The following is a 19847-nucleotide window of genomic DNA, read 5'->3' as shown; positions in this document are numbered from 1 at the left end:
GTGGAGCCATGATCACAGTCGAGAACCTCACCAAGCGCTACGGCGGCTTCACCGCCGTGGACGACATCTCGTTCCAGGTGCGGCCCGGGAGCGTGGTCGGCTTCCTCGGCCCGAACGGCGCGGGCAAGTCGACCGCGATGCGGATGATGACCGGGCTGACCCCGGCCAGCTCCGGTCGGGCGACGATCCTGGGCCAGACCTACCGCGAGCTGCACAACCCCGGCCGGCAGGTCGGCGTCATGCTCGACGCGTCCGCCCAGCACCCCGGTCGCACCGGTCGGGAGGTGCTCCTGGTGGCGGCCGTCTCGGTCGGCGTCTCGAAGGCCCGCGTGGAGGAGGTGCTGTCCCTCGTCGGCTTGACCGAGGAGGAGGCCGGCCGCCGGGTCCGCAACTACTCCCTCGGCATGCGCCAGCGGCTCGGCATCGCCGCGGCCCTGCTCGGCGAGCCGCAGGTGCTGATCCTGGACGAGCCGGCCAACGGCCTGGACCCGCAGGGCATCCACTGGATGCGCGGCCTGCTGCGCCGCTTCGCCGACGGCGGCGGCACCGTGCTGCTGTCCAGCCACCTCCTGCACGAGGTGCAGATCGTCGCCGACGACCTGGTCATGATCGGCCGCGGCCGCATCGTGGCGATGGGCTCCAAGGAGGAGCTGCTCAGCCGTGGCGGCACCACCGTCCACTCCACCGACGACGCCCGGCTCGCCGGTCTGCTGGAGGCGGCCGACGTGCCGGTCACCCGCACCGGCTCCGGCCTCGTCGTCGACGCCGAGCCCGGGGTCGTCGGCAGGATCGCCGCCGAGGAGCGCGTCGTGCTCCTCGAGCTGCGCTCCGGGGGCTCCGAGGGCCTCGAGGAGATGTTCCTCGGCCTCACCGCCGCCACCTCCCGCGAAGGAGACGCAGCATGAACTCACCCCTCGACGTTCTCCTCCTCCCCCGCTTCGCTCCTCCGTCCGACAACCTCGAAGGGACCCCGAGATGAGCACCACCGACCAGACCCTCGCTCCCGCCGTCGGCGGCAGCGACGACGTACGCACCCCGGTGGCGCTGCCGGGGCGCCCGGGCGTCCCCTTCACCCGCACCCTGCACGCCGAGCTGCGCAAGATGGTCGACACGCGCGCCGGACGCTGGATGGTCATCGTGATGGCGGCGCTGGCCGCGGTCGTGCTGGGCGCCTTCGTCCTCTGGGGCCCGGCCGAGGACGCGAGCTTCCGCAGCCTGCTCGAGCTCTCGACGCTGCCGCTCGCCCTGCTCCTGCCCGTGCTCGGGATCATGGCGGCGACCGCCGAGTGGACCCAGCGCACCGGCCTGGTCACGTTCACCCTCGAGCCGCGCCGCGGCCGGGTCGTGCTCGCCAAGGTCATCGCCGCGCTCCTGCTGGCGCTGGTCGTGCTCGCCGTGGCCGTCGCCGCGGCGGCGCTCGCCAACGTGGCGGGCGGGACCGGCGAGTGGGACCTCACCGCCGCCGTCGGCGGCGGGCTGGTGCTCGCCTTGCTGATCTACGTCCTGCAGGGCGTCGCCTTCGGCCTGCTGTTCCTCAACACGCCGGTCGCGATCGTGTCGGTGCTCGTGCTGCCGACCGCCTGGACGATCGTCACCCAGGTCTTCAGCGCCCTGGCGGACGTCGGCGAGTGGCTCGACATGGACTCGGTGACCACCCCGCTGTTCGCCGGCGAGATGGCGGGGCGGGACTGGGCCCAGCTCGGCACCGCCGTCGGCGTCTGGGTGCTGCTCCCGCTCGCCATCGGCACCTACCGGGTGCTCCACCGCGAGGTGAAGTAGCCCCCTCCCTCACCAGGGGACGTCGATCTCGACCTCTCCCGTGGCGACCCTGGCCGCCAGCCCGCCCACCGTGACCACGTCACCGGGGACGAGCTGGCGGCCGCGTCGCGTCTCGACCTCGCCGTTCACCGAGACCGCCCCGTCGGCGATGACGGGCTTGGCCTCGGCGCCGCTCTCGACGAAGTTGGCGAGCTTGAGGAACTGCCCCAGCCGGATCGACTCGTCGCGGATCGGCACGTCGAGGGGCTCGGGCTGGCTGACGGGGGTCATGGGCCAAGTCAACACCGTCCGCGCGCGCGCCGGGACGTACCGTGCGAAGGTGGGGCCCACCATCGCGCCGCCTTCAGGGGGAGATCCACGCATGCGCCGTCCGTTCCTGCTGCTCGTGCTGCTCGTCGTCGTGGGGCTCGCGCTGCCCGCATCGGCGTACGACACGGCGCCGGCGGCGCGCGCCGGGAAGTCCGGCTGCGAGGCGAGCGGCGGCATCGAGGTGTGCTTCTCGTCCCCGCCCACGCGGCGCAACGACCCGACGGTGCTGGCCAGGCCGAGCCGGCTCTTCGACTCGGCCGGGCCGGGCGACACGATCCGGGTGGCGATGTTCCGGTGGGACATCCAGGCACCGACCGCGGCCCTCGTCGCGGCGCAGCGGCGCGGGGCGGAGGTCTACCTCGTCGGTGACGACGACCTCCGGCTCAACTCGCGGGGTCGGCGGCTGATCCGGAAGATCGAGGACCAGGACCCGGCACGCAAGAACGTCACGATCTGTCGTGGGGCGTGCCTGCCGTGGCGAGCGCCGGGGCCTTTCCCGGACAGCCAGAACGTGCAGCACCTCAAGTTCTACGTCACCGACATCGGCGGCGTGCAGTCGTTCATCACCAGCTCGGCCAACCTCGAGGACCGGCAGTACCGCCAGTACAACTCGTTCCTGAAGATCGACGACCCGGGGCTGTACCGCTTCGGGACGGCGTACTTCGCGCGGCTCTTCGAGCAGAGCCTGACCGTCGACGGGCGCACCTGGGACGACCGGAGCAAGGTCTTCGAGTCCGGCTCCGTGACCGCGACGGTCTACCCCACGCGCCGCGACCTGCTGCTCGCCACGCTCAAGGACATCTCCTGCCGTCCCGGGGCGCGGGACGTGGCCGCGATGTTCGCGGTGATCCAGCGCGCCGACGTGCGCGCCGAGCTGGTGCGGCTGTCCACGCGGGGCTGCCGGGTGCGGGTCATCACCACCCGGGACACGGTCGAGAACTGGATGGAGGCGAAGCTGCCGCAGGGCCAGCTGCCGCGCTCGGCCGTGCGTACGACGCTCACGCACGACAAGATGCTCGCCGTCCACGCCCGGTTCCGCGGGAGGCCGACCTTCCTCACCGTCACCGGCACGTCGAACACGACCTGCGGCGGCCTGCTCTACAACGACGAGGTGATGGTGCGGGTCGTGGACGACCCCTGGGTGCACCAGCAGTACCTCGCGCACTTCGAGGACGCCTGGCGGCACTCCCACCAGAGCCGCTCGGGGATCATGCCGGTGATGAAGCCCTGCCGCCGCTGACTGTTCACCACGATCAGGACACGAGCAGGCTCACCGCGTGGATCAGCACGCCGACGAGCCCGCCGACGATCGTGCCGTTGATCCGGATGAACTGCAGGTCGCGGCCGACGTGCAGCTCGATGCGCCGGGCCGCCTCCTTGCCGTCCCAGCGTTCGATCGTGTGGGTGATGACCGTGGTGACCTCGGCGCCGTAGCGCTCCACCATGAACACGGTCAGGTCGGCGGCCATCCGGTCGAGGCGCTCGCGCAGCGCGGCGTCGTCGCGCAGCCGCTGGGAGAACAGGTTCAGCTCCACCAGCAGGCGCTGGCGTACGGCTCCCTCCCGGTCCTGGATCGAGCTCAGCAGCGCCGACCGCATCGCCTTCCACAGCGAGATGGCCGTGGTGACGACCTGGGGGTGCTCGAGCAGCCGGTTCTTGAAGCCCTCGGCCCGCTCCTGCGTCTCCGGGTCGTTGAGCAGGTCGTGCGCCAGCTGGCCGAGCATCGAGTCGAGCGCCTCGCGGGCCCGGTGGTGCGGGTCGTCGCGGATGTCCTCCAGCCAGGCCAGCGCCTGGACGTGGAGCCGCGACGTGACCGCGTCGTTGAGCCGCGGCGGCGCCCACCACGGTGCCCGCTCCTCGAGCACCCGGGAGAACGTCTCCGGGTTGTCGAGCAGCCAGCGGTGCATCTCCTCGACCGCCAGGTCGACCAGCCCGTGGTGCAGGTCGTCGCGCAGCACCTCCATCAGCGTGGAGCCGAGCAGCGGTGAGATCGGCTCCTCGTGGAACCGCGGCACCAGCGCCTGCGTGACGAGGTCGGCCACGTGGTCGTCGCGCACCTTGCCGAGCGCGATCGCGGCGACGTCGGAGGCCTCGTCGACCACCCGTCGCGCGTTCGCCGGGTCGGCCAGCCAGTCGCCCACCCGGGCCGAGATCGTCGCGGCCGCGACCCGGTCGCGGATGATGTCCTCCTGCAGGAAGTTCTCCCCCACGAACTCCTCGAGACCCTTGCCCAGCTCGTCCTTGCGCTTCGGGATCAGCGCGGTGTGCGGGATCGGCAGGCCGAGCGGGTGCTTGAAGAGGGCGGTCACCGCGAACCAGTCCGCGATGGCACCGACCATCGACGCCTCGGCGCCGGCGTTGACGAAGCCCCAGAAGCCGTCGCGCCCCAGCGTGGCGACGTACACGCAGGCGGCGAGGAGCAGCAGCCCCACCGCGACCGTGCGCATGCGGCGCAGGCCGCGGCGACGCGCCTCGTCGGCACCCGGGTCGGGCGTGATGAGGGGGACAGCGGGGCGTACGGCAGTGGCCTGGTCGGGCATGCGGTCCATCTTTCCCGACCGTGCCAGAATGCCGCGCATGCCTCGCACCGTGATCACCTTCGGAACGTTCGACGTGTTCCACGTCGGGCACCTGCGCGTGCTCGAGCGCGCGGCGGCGCTGGGCGACCGGCTCGTCGTCGGGGTCTCCGCGGACGCGCTCAACGAGCGCAAGAAGGGCCGGGTGCCGGTGTTCACCCAGCGTGAGCGGCTGGCCATCGTCGGCGCGCTCAAGGTGGTCGACGAGGTGTTCGTCGAGGAGAGCCTGGAGCAGAAGCGCGACTACATCGTCGAGCACGGCGCCGACGTCCTCGTGATGGGCGACGACTGGGCCGGCAAGTTCGACGAGTTCGCGGACGTGTGCGAGGTGGTCTACCTCGAGCGCACGCCGGCCATCTCCACGACCGCGATCATCGAGCACATCGCCGACCTGTAGGCCGACGGATGGCCGGTCCGCCAGCCGATCCGCACGGGCTGCGGCGTCGCAGGGCTGGGTTAGGGTCACAACCGAGATGACAACCACGAGGGGAAACATGCGCAGAATCGTCACCACCGCTGTTGCTCTGGCACTGATGGGTGGCGCGGCGCTGTCCGCCCCGGCCGTCGCTGCCGACCAGGCGGGCGACAACAGCCGACCTGCGGGGCCCGGCAGCGTGTCCGTGCCGTCCCCGGCCGAGGCCCTGGAGATGGTGCCCGAGCCGGCGCTCCCCGAGTTCGGCGAGGTCACCCCGTCCGAGGCGCTCGCCACGGCACGCCGCGTGATGACGGGCAACGCGCTCCCGCGCGACCCCTCGGCGACGCTCGCGCTCCGCGACCTCTGGCTCAGCAAGACCGACCTGCGCGGCAGCGAGCGCCGCATGGCCGACCGGCTGCTGGCCCGCCCGACCGACGGCGTCGGCGACCCGCAGGGCTTCGGCTACACCGTCCCGGAGGCCGCGCCGATCTGCAACACCCGCCTCTGCATCCACTACGTCGCGACCGGCGCCGACGCCCCGCCGTCGCCGGAGTGGCCCGCCACCAACCTGGCGGTCATGGACGCCGTGTGGAGCCAGGAGGTCGACGGCTTCGGCTACCGCGCGCCGCTCACCGACGGCGTCAAGGGCGGCAACGCGCTCTTCGACGTCTACCTCAAGGACCTCGGCGGCGACATCTACGGCTTCTGCGCCGGCGAGACCCGGGTCAAGAAGCGCACGGGCTCCGGCTACTGCGTCCTCGACAACGACTTCGCGGCCGCGCAGTTCCCCACCGGCACCCCGACCGACAACCTGACGGTCACCGCGGCCCACGAGTTCTTCCACGCGATCCAGTACGCCTACGACTACAACGAGGACCCCTGGATGATGGAGTCCACGGCGACGTGGATGGAGGAGCGGATCGCGACCGCGGTCAACGACAACCGCCAGTACTTCCCGTGGAGCCAGATCTACGCCCCCTACGTCCCGCTCGACGTGTTCAGCCGCGACCAGGGCTTCCAGTACGGCAACTGGGTCTTCTGGGAGTACCTCTCCGCCAAGTACGGCGTCGGCATCGTCAAGAAGGTCTGGGACCAGGCCGGCTCGCTCAAGAAGGACGGCGGCAAGTACAGCCTCACCGCCCTCCAGAAGGTGCTGAAGAAGAAGGGCGGCTTCGGCAAGGTCTACGCCCGCTACGCGGCCGGCAACCTGACCCCGGCCGCCAACTTCCCCGAGGGCGCGGAGTACCCCTTCCCCAAGGTCCGCGGCGGCAAGAAGCTCAGCAAGAACAAGCGGACCAAGCGCTTCAGGACGAAGGTCGACCACCTGTCCTCGGCCTCCTACGTCTACGTCCCCGGCAAGGGCCTGGGCGGCAAGAAGTGGAAGCTCGCGGTGGCGGTCAACGGCCCGGTGAAGGCGACCTCCCCCTACGCCGTCGTGGTGGTGCACCTGGCCAACGGCAAGCGCCAGACCAAGCTCGTCAAGCTCAACCGGGGCGGTGACGGGCGGAAGAAGGTCACCTTCGACAACAAGCGGGTCTCGGCGGTCTCGGTGACGCTGGTCAACGCCTCGACCCGCTACGCGTGCGGCAAGAAGACGGTGCTCGCCTGCCAGGGGAAGCCTCAGGACGACGATGAGCGCTTCTCGGTGGTGGGCAGTGTCGTCAAGCGCTGACGCTCATGCCCTGAGGGGTCGTGTCCTGAGGGTCACGCCCTGAGGGCGAGCAGGGCGTGGAGCGCAGCGACGCACTCCTCGACCAGCACGGACAACGAGACCGGGCGTTCACCGGGCGGCACTGCCGACCAGGTGAGCGCCCGGTCCTCCGTGTAGGCCCACCAGGCGCGTACGACGTCGCGCTGTGCGGCCGGCACCCCGAGCGCGGCGACCACCCGGTCGGTGCTGCCGTCGCGCACCGAGTCCATCACCTCGCTGACCCGCGGGTCGGCGACCCCGTGGCCGTGGACGAGGGCGAGGTAGAAGTCGCGGCGCCGCTCGATCTGCTCGACCATCAGCCGGGTGACCATCACGACCTGCTCCTCCCCCGGGAGGTCCTCGTCGGGTGCCGTGGTGCGCAGCATCCGCCGACCGGCTGCCGCGATGCACGCGAGGTAGAAGTCGGTCTTGGTCGGGAAGTAGTGGAACAGCAGCCCGCGCGAGATGCCCGCCTCCGCGGCGATGTCGTCCATCGAGAGGTCCTGGATCGGCTTCTCGACGATCTTCGCGAGCCCGATGCCGACCAGCTGCCGGCGGCGCTCCTGCGCGCTCAGCCGGCGGCGTACGGGAGCCTCGCTGTGGTCGGACACACTGTTGAGCATTGCTCAACAGTGTGCGAAGGTCAACGCCATGGACTTCTCCCTCTCCCCGCGCGCCGCCGACCTCCGCGACCGGGTGCGCGCGTTCGTCAGCGACGAGATCGAGCCGATCGAGGCCGAGGCGCACCAGCGGATCACCCGGCTGCGCGAGTCGGACGGCGACCACTGGACGCCCGACCCGGTGATCGCCGAGCTCCAGGCGAAGGCCCGTGCGCAGGGCCTGTGGAACCTGTTCCTCCCCGCGGCGCACGCCGGACGGTACGCCGCCGACTTCGGCACCGACGGCGGTGAGGGGCTCTCCAACGTCGACTACGCGCCGGTCGCCGAGGCGATGGGGCGCTCCTTCCTCGCTCCGCTGGTCTTCAACTCGAACGCGCCCGACACGGGCAACATGGAGGTGCTGCTCAAGTACGGCACGGAGGAGCAGAAGCAGCAGTGGCTCGAGCCGCTGCTGCGCGCGGAGATCCGCAGCGCCTTCTGCATGACCGAGCCGGGGGTCGCCTCGTCCGACGCGACGAACATGGCCGCGACCGCGCAGGTCGACGGCGACGAGGTCGTGATCAACGGCCGCAAGTGGTGGTCGACCGGGATCGGCAACCCCGACTGCAAGGTCCTCGTCTTCATGGGCCTCTCCGACCCCGACGCCGACCGGCACTCGCGCCACACCATGGTGCTCGTCCCCCGCGACGCCGAGGGCGTGACGGTCGAGCGGATGCTGACCACGATGGGCTACTACGACGAGCCGCTCGGCCACGGCGAGGTGTCCTTCGACAACGTGCGGGTCCCGCTGTCCAACGTGCTCCTCGGCCCCGGACGCGCCTTCGAGATCGCCCAGGGACGGCTCGGCCCCGGCCGCGTCCACCACTGCATGCGCGCCATCGGCCTCGCCGAGCGGGCGCTCGAGCTCGCGTGCTCGCGAGCGACGTCGCGCACCGCCTTCGGCAAGCCCATCGCCAACCTCGGCGGCAACCGTGAGCGCATCGCCGACGCCCGCATCGCGATCAACCGCTCCCGCCTGCTCGTCCTGCACGCCGCCTGGCTGCTCGACCAGGGCCTCAGCCGGGAGGCGTACTCCGCGGTCAGCGAGATCAAGGTCGAGGTCCCCAACATGGCCCTCGACGTGATCGACATGGCGATCCAGCTGCACGGCGGCGCCGGCGTCTCGGACGACTTCCCGCTCGCCGCCGCATGGGTGGGCGCCCGGACGCTCCGCCTGGCCGACGGGCCCGACGAGGTGCACCGCAACGTGGTCGCCAAGATCGAGCTCGGGAAGTACACCTCGTGAGCCGCCGGGTGCTGGTCACCGGGGCCGCGTCCGGCCTCGGCGCCGCGCTGGTCGCGGCCTTCCGCGCGCGTGGCGACGAGGTGCTGGCCACCGACCGTGTGCAGGCCGAGGGCATCGACCTCGTCCTCGACATCACCTCCGATGACGACTGGGCCGCCGCGGTCGCGGCGGTGCGGGAGCGCTGGGGCGGCCTCGACGTGCTGGTCAACAACGCCGGCGTCGCAGGCGGCGGGCGGGTCGACCGCTGCACGCTCGAGGAGTGGCAGTGGATCACCGACATCAACCTGTTCGGCGTCGTCCGCGGCACCCGGGCCTTCGTGCCGATGCTCAAGGAGCAGCGCTCCGGGCACCTGGTCAACGTCGCCTCGCTCGCCGGCCTCGTCCACCCGGGCGGGATGGGCTCCTACAACGCGGTGAAGGCCGCGGTGGTGGCGTTCACCGAGACGTGCGGCCACGAGCTGGCGTCGTACGGCATCCGGGCGAGCGTGGTCTGCCCGTCCTACTTCCGCACCAACCTGATGGACTCCATGCAGGGCAGCGACGAGGTCGTCGGCACGGTCGTCGCCGGGCTGGTCGAGCGGTCGCAGGTCACCGCCGACGACATCGCGGCGGCGGTGCTGGCCGGCATGGACGCCGGCGAGGACGTGATCGTGCCCGACGAGGCCGCGCGCCAGGCGTACTTCCTGAAGTGGGCCGACCGCCCGGCCTACGACGCGGTGATGCGCGACCAGGCCGCCAAGCTCGACGCCCTGGACGCGTCGTGACGGCCGTGCCGGGCGCACGCGAGGTGCGCGAGGAGGACGCCTTCGACGTGGCGCGGGTGGCGGCGTGGATCCGCGCGAACGCGGCCACGCCCGACGGCCTGGACGGCGAGCCGGAGGTCCGGCAGTTCACCGGCGGCGCGTCCAACCTGACGTACCTGCTGCGCTATCCCTCCGGCCGCGACCTGATCGTGCGGCGCGCACCGAAGGGCACCAAGGCGCGGGGCGCGCACGACATGCACCGCGAGTACGTCATCCAGTCGGCGCTGGCGCCGGTCTTCGACTACGTCGCCCCCATGGTCGCCTTCTGCGACGACCCGGACGTCGTCGGCGGCGACTTCTACGCGATGGACCGGATCGCCGGGGTGATCCCGCGCAGCGAGTGGCCGGCGGACGTGCCGCTCTCCTCCGAGCAGGCGCGCGCGCTGTGCCTCGACGCGGTCGACGTGCTGGCCGAGCTGCACGGCATCGACCCGTCGGCGGCCGGCCTGGACGACCTCGGCAAGGGAGCGGGCTACGTCCGCCGCCAGGTCGAGGGCTGGTCGACGCGCTACCGCAACGCCCGCACCGAGGACGTCCCCGACCTCGAGTCGGTGATGGCGTGGCTCGACGAGCGGCAGCCCGACGACGTCGCCACCTGCGTGATCCACAACGACTTCAAGCTCGACAACCTCGTGCTCTCGGCCGACGACGTGACGCAGGTCGTCGGGGTGCTCGACTGGGAGATGGCGACGCTCGGCGACCCGCTGATGGACCTGGCCGGCTCGATGGCGTACTGGGTCCAGGCCGACGACACCGAGGAGTTCCAGATGATGCGGCGGGTGCCGACGCACCTGCCGGGGATGCTGACCCGCGACGAGTTCGTGGCGGCGTACGGCGAGCGCACGGGTCGCACGGTGACGCCGGAGCAGTGGCGGTTCTACGAGGTCTTCGGGCTCTTCCGGATGGCGGTGATCGCGCAGCAGATCTACTACCGCTTCTTCCACGGCCAGGCCACCAACGAGATGTACGCCCTCTTCGGTCCGGCGGTGCAGATCATCGGCCGCCGGCTCGACGGACTGATCAGCTCGTGAGCTCCATCCTCCTGGTGCGGCACGGCCAGGCGTCGTTCGGCGCTGCGGACTACGACAACCTCTCCGACACCGGACACGAGCAGTCGCGCGTGCTCGGCGCCGCCCTCGCCGCGCGGGGCGTCTCTCCCGACGTCGTGGTGGCGGGCGAGATGCGGCGGCACGGCCAGACCGCCGCCGGGGTCCTCGAGGGCGCGGGTTGGTCGGCCGACCTCTCCGTCGACGCCGGTTGGAACGAGTTCGACCACCTCCAGGTCCTCGCCGTCCACGACCAGCCGACTACGGCCGAGGGCGAGTCGGAGAAGGCGGCCTTCCAGCGGTGGTTCGAGGAGGCGACGCTCCGGTGGACGTCCGGCGCCCACGACGAGGCGTACGACGAGTCCTTCGGCGCCTTCACCTCGCGCGTCGAGGCAGCGATGGCCCGGCTGGTCTCGGCCCTGCCGCGGAAGGGGACCGCCGTGGTCCTCACCAGCGGCGGGCCGATCGCGTGGGCGTGCGCGGCGCTGCTCGCCGACCCCGTCGCCGCCCGCACCGACCTGTGGCTGCGGCTCAACCCGGTGTCGGTCAACACCGGCACCTCGACCGTCGTCTGCGGCGCGCGCGGCACCACGCTCGTCGCCTTCAACGCCCACGACCACCTGTCCCCCGACCTGCTCACCTACCGCTAGGACTCCCCCATGTCGACCGTCCTCATCACCGGCGCCAGCAGCGGCCTCGGCGCCGAGATGGCCCGCCAGCTCGCCGCCCTCGGCCACGACCTCGCGCTCTGCGCCCGACGCACCGAGCGCCTCGACGCGCTCCGTGACGAGATCACGGCCGCGCACCCCTCGGTGCGGGTCGCCGTGAAGGCTCTCGACGTCAACGACCATGACGCCGTCTTCCGGGTCTTCGAGGAGTTCGCCGAGGAGCTCGGCGGGCTGGACCGGGTCGTCGTGAACGCGGGTCTCGGCAAGGGCCAGCCGCTCGGCACCGGCCGCTTCGACGCCAACCTCGCCACGGCGCAGACGAACTTCATCGGCGCGCTGGCGCAGACCGAGGCCGCCGCCGCGATCTTCCGCCGGCAGAACTCGGGCCACCTGGTGATGGTCTCGTCGTTCTCGGCGCTGCGCGGGATGCCGAAGAACATCACGACGTACGCCACCACCAAGGCCGCCGTCGCCCACCTCGCGGAGGGTTTCCGGGCCGACGTGCACGGCACGCCGATCAAGGTGACCGTGCTCTACCCCGGCTACATCGTCTCCGAGATGTCGGGCACGTCCGCCAAGACGCCGCTGATGACCTCGACCGAGAAGGGCGTGCGCGCCATGGTCGCCGCGATCGAGAAGGAGAAGCCCTCCGCCCGCGTCCCCGCCTGGCCCTGGGCACCGCTGGGGTTCGTGGTCAGGCGGGTCCCGGTCGGGATGCTGCGGAAGATGAGCTGACGTGCTCGACGTCCGTCGTCTCACCCGCTCGCGCTGGGGCGGCAGGGTCTCTGCCGGGATGGCTCGGCTGAACGCGCGGCACCCGTGGAGCCACAACGACCACTTCCACGGCTGGATCCTGGCGCGCCTGCCTCCTCAGCGGCGACGGGCGCTGGACGTCGGCTGCGGCCGCGGTGACCTCCTCGCCGCGCTCGCCGGGTCGGTCGACGAGGTCGTCGGGATCGACACCGACGCCGACATGCGCGGAGCCGCCGCGGCACGCTGCTGCGGCCTCCCGTCGGTCGCCGTCTCGGACGTACCACTCGGGGAGATCGACGGGCCGTTCGACGTCGTCACGATGGTCGCGGTCCTCCACCACCTCGACGCCGAGGCCGCCCTGCACGACGTACGCCGCCTGCTCGCGCCGGGCGGTCGGTTCCTCTGCGTCGGCCTCGCGCCACCGGCGTCCGCGGTCGACCTCGCGTGGGACGTCGCCTCGATCGTCACCAACCCGGTCATCGGCTTCGTGAAGCACCCCTGGCCGTCACCCGCGGGCGCCACCCCTCCGCCGTACCCGGTGGCCGACCCCACGCTCTCCTTCGACGAGCTGCACGCCATCGCCGGCACCGTCCTGCCCGGCGCCAAGATGCGTCACCAACTCGGCTTCCGCCACACCCTCGAGTGGACCGCCCCCGGCTCCTCCTGAGCGAGCGCGGTGCTTCGTGACCTAGCGTGCCTGCATGCGTCTCGCCCTCGCGGCCCTGCTCTCCGTCGTGCTCCTGCCCGCAGCACCCGCCCCTGCGGTGCCGGAGGCGCCCCGGCAGGTGACACGCCGCGAGTACGCCCAGGTCTCCCCGGGCATGACCCGCGCCCGGGTCGAGCGCATCTTCGGAGCCGGTCCCGGTTGCGTCTACATCAAGTACGAGCTCGACGGCCTGCTCCACATCGGTCGCCAGTACCGCAACGCCGCCGGCACCACGGTCTCGATCCAGTACGAGCGGCCCGAGGGTCGCCGGACTCGCGCCACCGGCAAGCAGTGGGGGTTGCTGGAGTCCTGCTTCCACCCGCGGCCACGGGTGGTCTCGCCGGGTGGGTGAACGGAGATCGGCGGCCGGCGCGGGGTCAGTGCGCGATTACTCAGCCCCCATGTCCCGCGAGGTAGGCGTCCGCGTTGCCTGTAGCCCCCCATTCGCCGCGGTCAGGGAGCCATTGAAGGATGCGTTCGGCGACCGGTGCTTCTACTGCGACGCCGTCCTCCCCATCGACAATCCCGTGGACCACGTGCTCCCTTGGTCCTTGGTCGGAATCGATGGCCTCGCCAACCTCGTCGGTTCCTGTACTCGATGCAATGGCGACAAGCTCAACTCATTGCCGACGCCAGCCATCGTGGACCGAGTCTTGGCGCGTGACCGTGCCGTGCTCGAGGAGTTGGCTGTCGATCTCGAGTGGCCCACGCAATATGACCGGGTGGTATCAGCGGCACGCGGGATCTACTTGAGTCGCCCGGATGGTTCACCCACGTGGGCAGGCGTCCGTTCAAGTCAGCGTCTCGACCTCGCATACCCCACTTGGTGGCTTACCTACTCCACCTGAAGCGCCAACGACACGGTCGTCGGAACGCGGCGAAGTACCGCCCTCGGGCAGCAGATCTGGACGTCAGGCAGACCGCCGCAACGCAGCGACGATCGGGTCGAAGTAGCGGCGCGCGGTCGCTTCATTGGTCTCTTGTTCGTCGTCCAGCGAAAGCCACTCGAGCTCAGCGGTCCAGAGAAGACCTGGGAGTGGCTCGACTGAACTGTCCAACGCGAGTCTCGCCTGTTGCGCGAGGCGTGCCAGATCGCCCAGCGACGCTCGCGCAGCGACGAAGTCGTCCCAGCCGCGGAGCAGCGGCTCGCATACTCGTCGAGCGTGATCGTCCATGGTCAGGAGATTAGATCGAACGGCCTACCGGCCACGCGGCGGTTCGCCCGCCCTCACGTCCGCCGGGCGAAGGTGACCTTGGTGTCGGCGTGGGCGGTCATGGCGTAGCGGGAGTCGTGGGCGAGGCGGTGGTGGCGGGGGCAGAGGAGACGGCCGTTGGCGAGGTCGGTGGCGCCGCCGCGGGACCAGGGGTCGTCGTGGTGGGCGTGGCAGCCGGAGGCGGTGGTCTCGCAGCCCTTCGCGGTGCAGCCGCCGTCGCGCAGGCCGAGGGCGATCCGTTGGGCCTTGGTGTACAGCCGGCGGGTGCGGCCGAGGTCGAGGGGGATCGAGTGGCCGTCGAGGACGACGGGGATGATCCCGGCTTCGCAGGCCAGCCGCCGGGCCTGGGCGGCGGACATGCGGGTGCCGTCGTCGAGCAGCGCGGTGGCGTGCTCGACGAGGAGCTGCTCGAGGGTCATCGTGATGACGATGGTCGCGTTCACCCCGGCGGTCTGCGGGGTGGCCTCGACCGGGTAGCGCTCGACGTACTCGATGAACGCCTCGCCGAGCCTTCGGCGCAGCGGCTTCCAGCCGCCGGACTCGTCGCGCAGCTCGGCATCGGTGTGGCGGGCGGGATTGGCCAGCGCGAAGAGGTGCCGCTTGAGCATCGCGCCGATGTGGGACGGGAGGCTGAACCGTCCGTGGCAGCGACCGCTGCCGTCGTCGTTCATCTCGAAGTCCGCCGTCGCGTCCGCGCGGGCCTCCTCCCGCTCCAGCGTGGCGGCCTCCTGAGCCTCGCCCAGCTCGGGGGCGACCACCTCGAGGATCCGCCTGCCGAGGCGGCGCAGCACCTTGGCGTCGTGCTCGGCCGCGGCAGCGAGGAGGTGGTCGCGGGCCTGCGCCCGGACTCCCGGGTCGATGATCCGGGTGACGCCGCCTGGAGCGTGGACCGTGGCGGGGATCGCGTCGACCGCACCGACGATCACCCGGGCCTGCTCCACCCGCAGCCGGCCGTCGGCCAGCGCACGAGCGGTGGGAGCGTGCAGGGGCTCCTCAAACGCCCGCGCCAGCCTGCTCAGCCTGGCCGCGTCGGCGTGGGTGCGGCGGCTGCGCGCCGCCCACCACTGGTGCGTGTGCCGCGCGCCCGTGGCGTCCCCGAGCCGCCGACGGTCGGCCTCGGCCACCACCCGGCACACCTCGCGCGTCAGGCGACCCGTCACGCCATCCAGCTCGTCGAGCAGCCGGACCACGTCGGCATCCGACAGACCACCGAGCGACACCTCACCCACCTCGGTCAGCGACGCGTGCACCCGCGCCAGCGCGCGGCTCACCACCGGCGACGCCTCCGGCTGCGTGCCGGGCGCTCGCCACCCACCCTCGAAGGCACCCGCGCGGGGCTGCTCGGCAGGTACGGCGCTCACTGGCTGGCCCTTCCACGCCCTCACCGGGCGCATGGACGACTACGGTCGTGGGCCTGGTGTCAGTGAGGTGTGTGCAGCCGGATGGTCGGCTTCAAGTAGGGCCCGAGCTCGCTCGCTCGAATCTGTGTCCCACCCTAGACGGACCCACCGACACTCGCTCCGGAGCCGAACCTCCGCCCTTCGGTGTGGCCGACGTCGGTGCGCTTCCCTACGATCCTGTGCTGAAGATCGCGACATCGGGGAGGACGAGCGTGACCAGCACCAACCAGCGCATGGGTGAGTTCAGCCGACTGGCGCAGGACCTGGCCGCGACGGAGGACGAGACGGCGCGGCTGCAGCTGGCCGTCGACTCGGCCGTGCTCCTGGTGGAGCGGTGCGCCCACGCCTGCATCAGCATCAACGAGAAGGGCCGCAACGTCATCCGGGTGGGCAGCGACGACGTCGCCCGCCGGGCCAACGAGCTGCAGTACGAGGTCGGCGAGGGACCGTGCCTCGACGTGCGACGCGAGCAGGTCGCGCTGGTCTGCGCCGACCTCGCCACCGAGCGCCGCTACCCCTCGTGGGCACGCCGGGCCGCGGCGGACCTCGAGGTCGGCTCGATGATGTCGCTGCTCGTCTACACCGACGACGACGCCTACGGGTGCCTCAGCCTGTACGCCGACCGGGGGGTGCGCTTCGACGCGGACGACGTGGCGGTCGGCGAGACCCTGGCCGCCCACCTCGCGGTGACGTTGGCGGCAGGCCGCGAGATCCACGGGCTGGGCCTGGCGCTCAACAGCCGACTGGTCATCGGGCGCGCCGAGGGCATCCTGATGGAGCGCCTGGGCATCAGCGAGGACCAGGCGCTCGACTACCTGCGACGCGTGTCGTCCCACACCAACCGCAAGCTGGTCGCGGTGTGCGAGGAGATCGTCCGGACCCGCGAGCTCCCCGAAGCGTGAACCGCCCCGAGTGACGGCCCGGGCGGCCGCTTCTAGACCGCCCGGGCCTCGTCAGCGTGAGGTCCATGGCTCTCACGCAGACGTACCAAGGGGTACCCACTGGTCCGCAGGGGATGCCCGCGGCGTCACCCCTGCGGGTCAGTAGTCCTCGCCCGCGTCGGGATCGGGCCCGCGGGTGATGTGCATGGCCGCCTCCTCGGCGGAGGCACCGGCGCCGTCGATGCCGACGTCGTAGGCGACCTCCTGCTTGTCCCGGTCCTCGCCGAGTCCCTGGTCGGGCTGGACCAGGCGACCGGTGCGCGCGTCGGCCTCGTCCAGGCCGAGCTCCTCGTCGAGGGCGTTCTCGTCCTCGTGGTCGTCGTCCTCGTCCTCGTCGGCGTAGGGGTCGACGTCGGGCACCTCCTCGGAGAGCCGGTCGTCGAGCGACTCCCCGCGGCGCATCTCGGCCTCCGTCGGGTAGTCGTCGTAGCCCCGCGGCGGACGGTCGGGCGGTGAGTAGCCGCGGTCCAGCACGTCGTCGAGGTCGCCGTCGTCCAGCGTGTCCTCGGGCTGGAGCTGGTCCTCGTCGTCCACGGACATGTCGAGGTAGTTCTCGCGGTCCTCACTCATGCCTCCTTCGTACCGATCGGGGCACGTCAGGACAAGGGGCGAAGGCCCCCGGCGTGTCAGGCGAGGCCGAGCTCACGCTCCAGTGCGTCGGTGAGCAGCGCGACCAGCGCCTCGGTCTGGATGTTGGCCGAGGACGAGACCTCCTCGTCGGAGCCGTCGAGCGCCCGGGCGGCGAGGCCGGCCTTGGAGTCGATGAGCTCCGCGATCCGGGTGTCGATGGTCTGCGCGGCGATGATGCGCCACGCGGTGACGGGGTCGCTCTGGCCGATGCGGTGGACGCGGTCGATCGCCTGCGTCTGCTCGGCGTCGGTCCACGACAGCTCGGACAGCACGACGTTGGACGCGACCTGGAGGTTCACGCCGACGCCGGCCGCGGCCAGCGAGCAGACGATCACCTGGACGTCCGGGTCGTTGACGAAGCCGTGGATGGCCTTCTCACGCGCCTTGGGCGTCTGGTCGCCCCGGATCGAGGTGTGCTTGAGCCCGCGACGGGTGAAGGTCTCCTCGGCGATGTCCATGACGTCGACGTGGCGGGCGAAGAAGACGACCTTGCCGACGTTGCGCGCCAGCTGGGCGGCGTAGTCGGCGGCGAGGCCGGCCTTGGCCTGGCCGATGCGGCGGAACATCGAGAAGACGTTCTCCCCCGACGTGCCGGAGTCCATCTCCTCGCGCTCCCAGGTCGCCACGCGACGGACGAGCTCGTGGTCGATGCCGTCGACGACCGAGCCCGTACGCCGGGTCTCGAGGGCCGCCTTGTAGCGCTGGACGAGCCGGCGGGCGAGCTCCTGCTCGGCCGCGCGGATCGAACGGGTGTCCTCGTCGTCGAGCTCGACCGGGATGTCGGCGATGCGGCGGGCCGGGATGTCCTCGGCCACGTCGACCTTGCGGCGACGCACGATGCCCATGTCGATGACGGCCTTGCGGGCCGCGGGGTAGAACGCGTGGTCGGCCGGCGTCAGGTCGGTCTCCTCGAGCGCCTCCATCAGGCGGGCCATCGGCTTCTTGTCGTCGATCCAGCCCAGGAACTGCCAGATCGCGCGGAAGTCCTCGATGTCGTTGATCAGCGGCGTGCCGGTCAGCGCCATCAGCAGCGGGCGGGCCGTGCGCGAGCGAAGCCGCTCGGACAGCTCCAGCACGTGGCGGGAGCGCTGCGAGGTCTTGTTCTTGATGAAGTGGGCCTCGTCGACCACCATCCCGCGGAAGCCGAACTTGCCGAGCCAGTCGACGTGGCGGTCGAGGATCTCGTAGTTGACGATGATGACGTCGGCGAAGGCGTCGACCTCGGTGCCGTCGCCGTGGATCACGGTCGCGCGGCGGCGCGGGGTCCAGCGCTCGGTCTCACGCGCCCAGTTGGTCTTCACCACGTTGGGGCACACGACGAGCAGCGGGAACGCGTGGGCGGCCTGCGCGGCGAGGAGCGCCTGCGCGGTCTTGCCGAGGCCGGGCTCGTCGGCCAGCAGGAAGGTGCGGTGCCCCTCCGCCGCCGAGGCGATCAGGCGCGCCTGGTGGGGCATCAGCTCGAGCTTGCCGGGAGCGTTGAGCGAGGTGGCCTCGGGCAGGTCCATGCAGGAGGACGAGCCGCCGAGCTCGAAGGAGCGGAACAGGGGGCCGAGCAGCTCCCACGTCGAGAGGCGGCCGTAGGTGCTGCGCCGCTCACGGCCGATCTCGAAGTCGGGCACGAGGAACGGGTTGGCCAGCTGGTGCTGCACGACCGACTGCGGGATCACCCGGCGCTCACCCAGGCCGGGGCCGGCCTCGTCGTCGGGCTTCGGCTCCTCGACCGGGGCCTCGATGCCGGCCTTGCGGAGCATCTCCAGGCGCAGGTCGCGGGCGCTGTCGGTGACCACGGCCTCCTCGGACAGCAGCCCGAAGAGCGACGGGTCGCGGGTGGCCGTCTTGGCGAGGATGGTGGCGATGCCGTCGAGGCGCTTGAGCTCGTCGGCCTTCTGGGCGTCGGTCAGCTCCGCCGAGGCGCGTACGTCGGTGCGGTGCTCGCGCGCCAGCAGTGCGACGACCTGGAAGCGCACCCGCTGCCCGGGGGCGAGCGGGCCGCGCTGGACCGCCGACTCGAGCTCGCGCACGGCCCGGGCGAGCACGGGGACGATGCCCTCGTTGTCCTTGTGGCGGGCGTGCGCAGGGGTGCGGCGACTGCCGCGCTGGCGTTGGCGCTGGGCCAAGGGGTCCTCCCGGACTGAGCCTGACTGGGTACGCGTCGCGGAGCAGGCGGGCCTGTGTCGGCGCTGACCTGCACACCACGGCGTGGAGGTTGGAGCGAGACGTCGCGCTGCGGGGCCCTGGGGATCGGTGGTGATCAGTGGGGCACGGCGCGGGACGCTGGGGCCATCCTAGCCCCCGGTCGTCCCGAGCCGTTAACTGTTCCCCACATCGGCGTGGTCGGCGTGAGACGGTGTCTCCCATGGAGGGGAGCACCGAGACCGGCGCGCGGCGCGGCCGACCCGGGCACGACCAGCGTGCGGTGCTCCGAGTCGCGGTCGACCTGTTCAACCGGCAGGGCTACGACGCCACGAGCGTCGGCGACGTGGCGCGCGAGCTCGGCCTGACCAAGTCGGCGATCTACCACCACGTCCCGAGCAAGGAGCACCTCCTCCGCAGCGCCATCGACGAGGCGCTCGACGCCCTGACCGCGGCGCTCGACGAGGTCGCCGCGGCCACGGACCTCGACGCGGGAGAGCGACTGCGGGCCGCCGTGCGCAGCAGCGTGAGCGTGCTGGTCGGCCACCTCCCCGCGGTGACGCTGCTGCTCCGGGTCCACGGCAACACCCCGGTGGAGCAGGCGGCCCTCGCCCGACGACGCACCATCGACCAGCGGCTGGCCGACATGGTCCGCCTCGCGGTGGACGAGGGCGTGGTCCGAGCCGACCTCGACCCGCTCCTGATCAGCCGGCTGCTCTTCGGCATGGTCAACTCGCTCACCGAGTGGGTCCGCCCCGACCTCGACGGCGACGCCCTGGCCGAGGCCGTGACCGCCCTCGCGTTCGACGGGCTCGCCCGCCGGGACCACCAGGGACTCGCGCCGCCGGTGCAGTGACCTTCGCCCCTGCCCCGCCCGGT

General features: G+C 71.7%; 22 protein-coding genes. 15 read left to right on the top strand and 7 right to left on the bottom strand.

The window, feature by feature from the left end:
• The first annotated feature begins 8 nt into the window (after nucleotides 1-8).
• Both ACE3QY_RS09210 and ACE3QY_RS09205 read left to right on the top strand, forming a co-directional pair.
• Nucleotides 9-905: an ABC transporter ATP-binding protein gene (locus ACE3QY_RS09210; protein ID WP_374455714.1), complete on the top strand. Its 897-nt coding sequence runs from the start codon at nucleotides 9-11 to the stop codon at nucleotides 903-905.
• Between the two features lie 70 nt (nucleotides 906-975).
• Nucleotides 976-1779 (top strand): hypothetical protein, encoded by an 804-nt coding sequence (locus ACE3QY_RS09205; protein WP_374455713.1) that lies wholly within the window; start codon nucleotides 976-978, stop codon nucleotides 1777-1779.
• A gap of 9 nt (nucleotides 1780-1788) precedes the next feature.
• Here ACE3QY_RS09205 and ACE3QY_RS09200 read toward each other — a convergent pair whose 3' ends face one another.
• Nucleotides 1789-2049 carry an RNA-binding S4 domain-containing protein gene (locus ACE3QY_RS09200; RefSeq protein WP_374455712.1) on the bottom strand — a complete coding sequence of 87 codons (261 nt, stop codon included), beginning with the start codon at nucleotides 2047-2049 and terminating at the stop codon, nucleotides 1789-1791.
• A gap of 91 nt (nucleotides 2050-2140) precedes the next feature.
• Between ACE3QY_RS09200 and ACE3QY_RS09195 the strand changes: the two genes are divergently transcribed.
• Nucleotides 2141-3328 carry a phosphatidylserine/phosphatidylglycerophosphate/cardiolipin synthase family protein gene (locus ACE3QY_RS09195; RefSeq protein ID WP_374455711.1) on the top strand — a complete coding sequence of 396 codons (1188 nt, stop codon included), beginning with the start codon at nucleotides 2141-2143 and terminating at the stop codon, nucleotides 3326-3328.
• Nucleotides 3329-3341: 13 nt separating this feature from the next.
• Here the strand turns inward: ACE3QY_RS09195 and ACE3QY_RS09190 are convergent, their stop codons facing one another.
• Nucleotides 3342-4628: a DUF445 domain-containing protein gene (locus ACE3QY_RS09190; protein WP_374455710.1), complete on the bottom strand. Its 1287-nt coding sequence runs from the start codon at nucleotides 4626-4628 to the stop codon at nucleotides 3342-3344.
• Between the two features lie 37 nt (nucleotides 4629-4665).
• On the opposite strand from ACE3QY_RS09190, the gene ACE3QY_RS09185 reads away from it, so the two are divergent.
• On the top strand, nucleotides 4666-5061 hold the full coding sequence (locus ACE3QY_RS09185) for an adenylyltransferase/cytidyltransferase family protein (protein WP_374455709.1): 396 nt from the start codon (nucleotides 4666-4668) through the stop codon (nucleotides 5059-5061).
• Between the two features lie 97 nt (nucleotides 5062-5158).
• Nucleotides 5159-6751: an MXAN_6640 family putative metalloprotease gene (locus ACE3QY_RS09180; RefSeq protein ID WP_374455708.1), complete on the top strand. Its 1593-nt coding sequence runs from the start codon at nucleotides 5159-5161 to the stop codon at nucleotides 6749-6751.
• Between the two features lie 32 nt (nucleotides 6752-6783).
• On the opposite strand, the gene ACE3QY_RS09175 is transcribed toward ACE3QY_RS09180, so the two are convergent.
• Nucleotides 6784-7392, bottom strand: a complete 609-nt coding sequence (locus tag ACE3QY_RS09175; RefSeq protein WP_374455707.1) for a TetR/AcrR family transcriptional regulator — start codon at nucleotides 7390-7392, stop codon at nucleotides 6784-6786.
• A gap of 28 nt (nucleotides 7393-7420) precedes the next feature.
• Between ACE3QY_RS09175 and ACE3QY_RS09170 the strand changes: the two genes are divergently transcribed.
• From ACE3QY_RS09170 to ACE3QY_RS09135, 8 genes are read left to right on the top strand one after another with little or no spacing between them, the layout of a single operon-like run.
• Entirely contained in the window at nucleotides 7421-8674 is a 1254-nt protein-coding gene (locus tag ACE3QY_RS09170; RefSeq protein WP_374455706.1) for an acyl-CoA dehydrogenase family protein, read from the top strand.
• The gene (locus tag ACE3QY_RS09165) at nucleotides 8671-9438 is read left to right on the top strand and encodes an SDR family NAD(P)-dependent oxidoreductase (protein WP_374455705.1); all 768 of its coding nucleotides are present in this window, start codon (nucleotides 8671-8673) and stop codon (nucleotides 9436-9438) included. Before ACE3QY_RS09170 ends, ACE3QY_RS09165 begins: the two co-directional genes overlap by 4 nt.
• A complete protein-coding gene (locus ACE3QY_RS09160; RefSeq protein ID WP_374455704.1) occupies nucleotides 9435-10508 on the top strand; it encodes a phosphotransferase family protein in 1074 nt (357 codons plus the stop codon). Before ACE3QY_RS09165 ends, ACE3QY_RS09160 begins: the two co-directional genes overlap by 4 nt.
• Complete coding sequence (locus ACE3QY_RS09155; RefSeq protein ID WP_374455703.1) at nucleotides 10505-11173, top strand: histidine phosphatase family protein; 669 nt, start codon at nucleotides 10505-10507, stop codon at nucleotides 11171-11173. Before ACE3QY_RS09160 ends, ACE3QY_RS09155 begins: the two co-directional genes overlap by 4 nt.
• 9 nt (nucleotides 11174-11182) lie before the next feature.
• On the top strand, nucleotides 11183-11926 hold the full coding sequence (locus ACE3QY_RS09150) for an SDR family oxidoreductase (protein WP_374455702.1): 744 nt from the start codon (nucleotides 11183-11185) through the stop codon (nucleotides 11924-11926).
• A gap of 58 nt (nucleotides 11927-11984) precedes the next feature.
• Nucleotides 11985-12611, top strand: coding sequence for a class I SAM-dependent methyltransferase (locus tag ACE3QY_RS09145; RefSeq protein WP_374455701.1), 627 nt, complete (start codon nucleotides 11985-11987; stop codon nucleotides 12609-12611).
• Nucleotides 12612-12645: 34 nt separating this feature from the next.
• Nucleotides 12646-13002 (top strand): hypothetical protein, encoded by a 357-nt coding sequence (locus ACE3QY_RS09140; protein ID WP_374455700.1) that lies wholly within the window; start codon nucleotides 12646-12648, stop codon nucleotides 13000-13002.
• 49 nt (nucleotides 13003-13051) lie between these two features.
• Nucleotides 13052-13498, top strand: coding sequence for an HNH endonuclease domain-containing protein (locus ACE3QY_RS09135; protein ID WP_374455699.1), 447 nt, complete (start codon nucleotides 13052-13054; stop codon nucleotides 13496-13498).
• A 63-nt stretch (nucleotides 13499-13561) separates the two neighbouring features.
• On the opposite strand, the gene ACE3QY_RS09130 is transcribed toward ACE3QY_RS09135, so the two are convergent.
• A complete protein-coding gene (locus ACE3QY_RS09130; RefSeq protein WP_374455698.1) occupies nucleotides 13562-13825 on the bottom strand; it encodes a hypothetical protein in 264 nt (87 codons plus the stop codon).
• A 53-nt stretch (nucleotides 13826-13878) separates the two neighbouring features.
• Nucleotides 13879-15225, bottom strand: coding sequence for a DUF222 domain-containing protein (locus ACE3QY_RS09125; RefSeq protein ID WP_374455697.1), 1347 nt, complete (start codon nucleotides 15223-15225; stop codon nucleotides 13879-13881).
• 251 nt (nucleotides 15226-15476) lie between these two features.
• Here ACE3QY_RS09125 and ACE3QY_RS09120 point away from each other — a divergent pair, with 251 nt between their 5' ends.
• The gene (locus ACE3QY_RS09120; RefSeq protein WP_374455696.1) at nucleotides 15477-16166 is read left to right on the top strand and encodes a GAF and ANTAR domain-containing protein; all 690 of its coding nucleotides are present in this window, start codon (nucleotides 15477-15479) and stop codon (nucleotides 16164-16166) included.
• Between the two features lie 138 nt (nucleotides 16167-16304).
• On the opposite strand, the gene ACE3QY_RS09115 is transcribed toward ACE3QY_RS09120, so the two are convergent.
• Both ACE3QY_RS09115 and ACE3QY_RS09110 read right to left on the bottom strand, forming a co-directional pair.
• Complete coding sequence (locus ACE3QY_RS09115; RefSeq protein ID WP_374455695.1) at nucleotides 16305-16775, bottom strand: DUF5709 domain-containing protein; 471 nt, start codon at nucleotides 16773-16775, stop codon at nucleotides 16305-16307.
• Between the two features lie 56 nt (nucleotides 16776-16831).
• Nucleotides 16832-18952 (bottom strand): DEAD/DEAH box helicase, encoded by a 2121-nt coding sequence (locus ACE3QY_RS09110; RefSeq protein ID WP_374455694.1) that lies wholly within the window; start codon nucleotides 18950-18952, stop codon nucleotides 16832-16834.
• A gap of 239 nt (nucleotides 18953-19191) precedes the next feature.
• Here ACE3QY_RS09110 and ACE3QY_RS09105 point away from each other — a divergent pair, with 239 nt between their 5' ends.
• Nucleotides 19192-19824: a TetR/AcrR family transcriptional regulator gene (locus tag ACE3QY_RS09105; RefSeq protein WP_374455693.1), complete on the top strand. Its 633-nt coding sequence runs from the start codon at nucleotides 19192-19194 to the stop codon at nucleotides 19822-19824.
• Nucleotides 19825-19847: the final 23 nt, after the last annotated feature.

Source organism: Nocardioides sp. (genome assembly GCF_041913365.1).
In the GTDB taxonomy this organism is placed as follows: Bacteria; Actinomycetota; Actinomycetes; order Propionibacteriales; family Nocardioidaceae; genus Nocardioides.
This window is presented reverse-complemented; position numbering and strand designations above follow the sequence as displayed.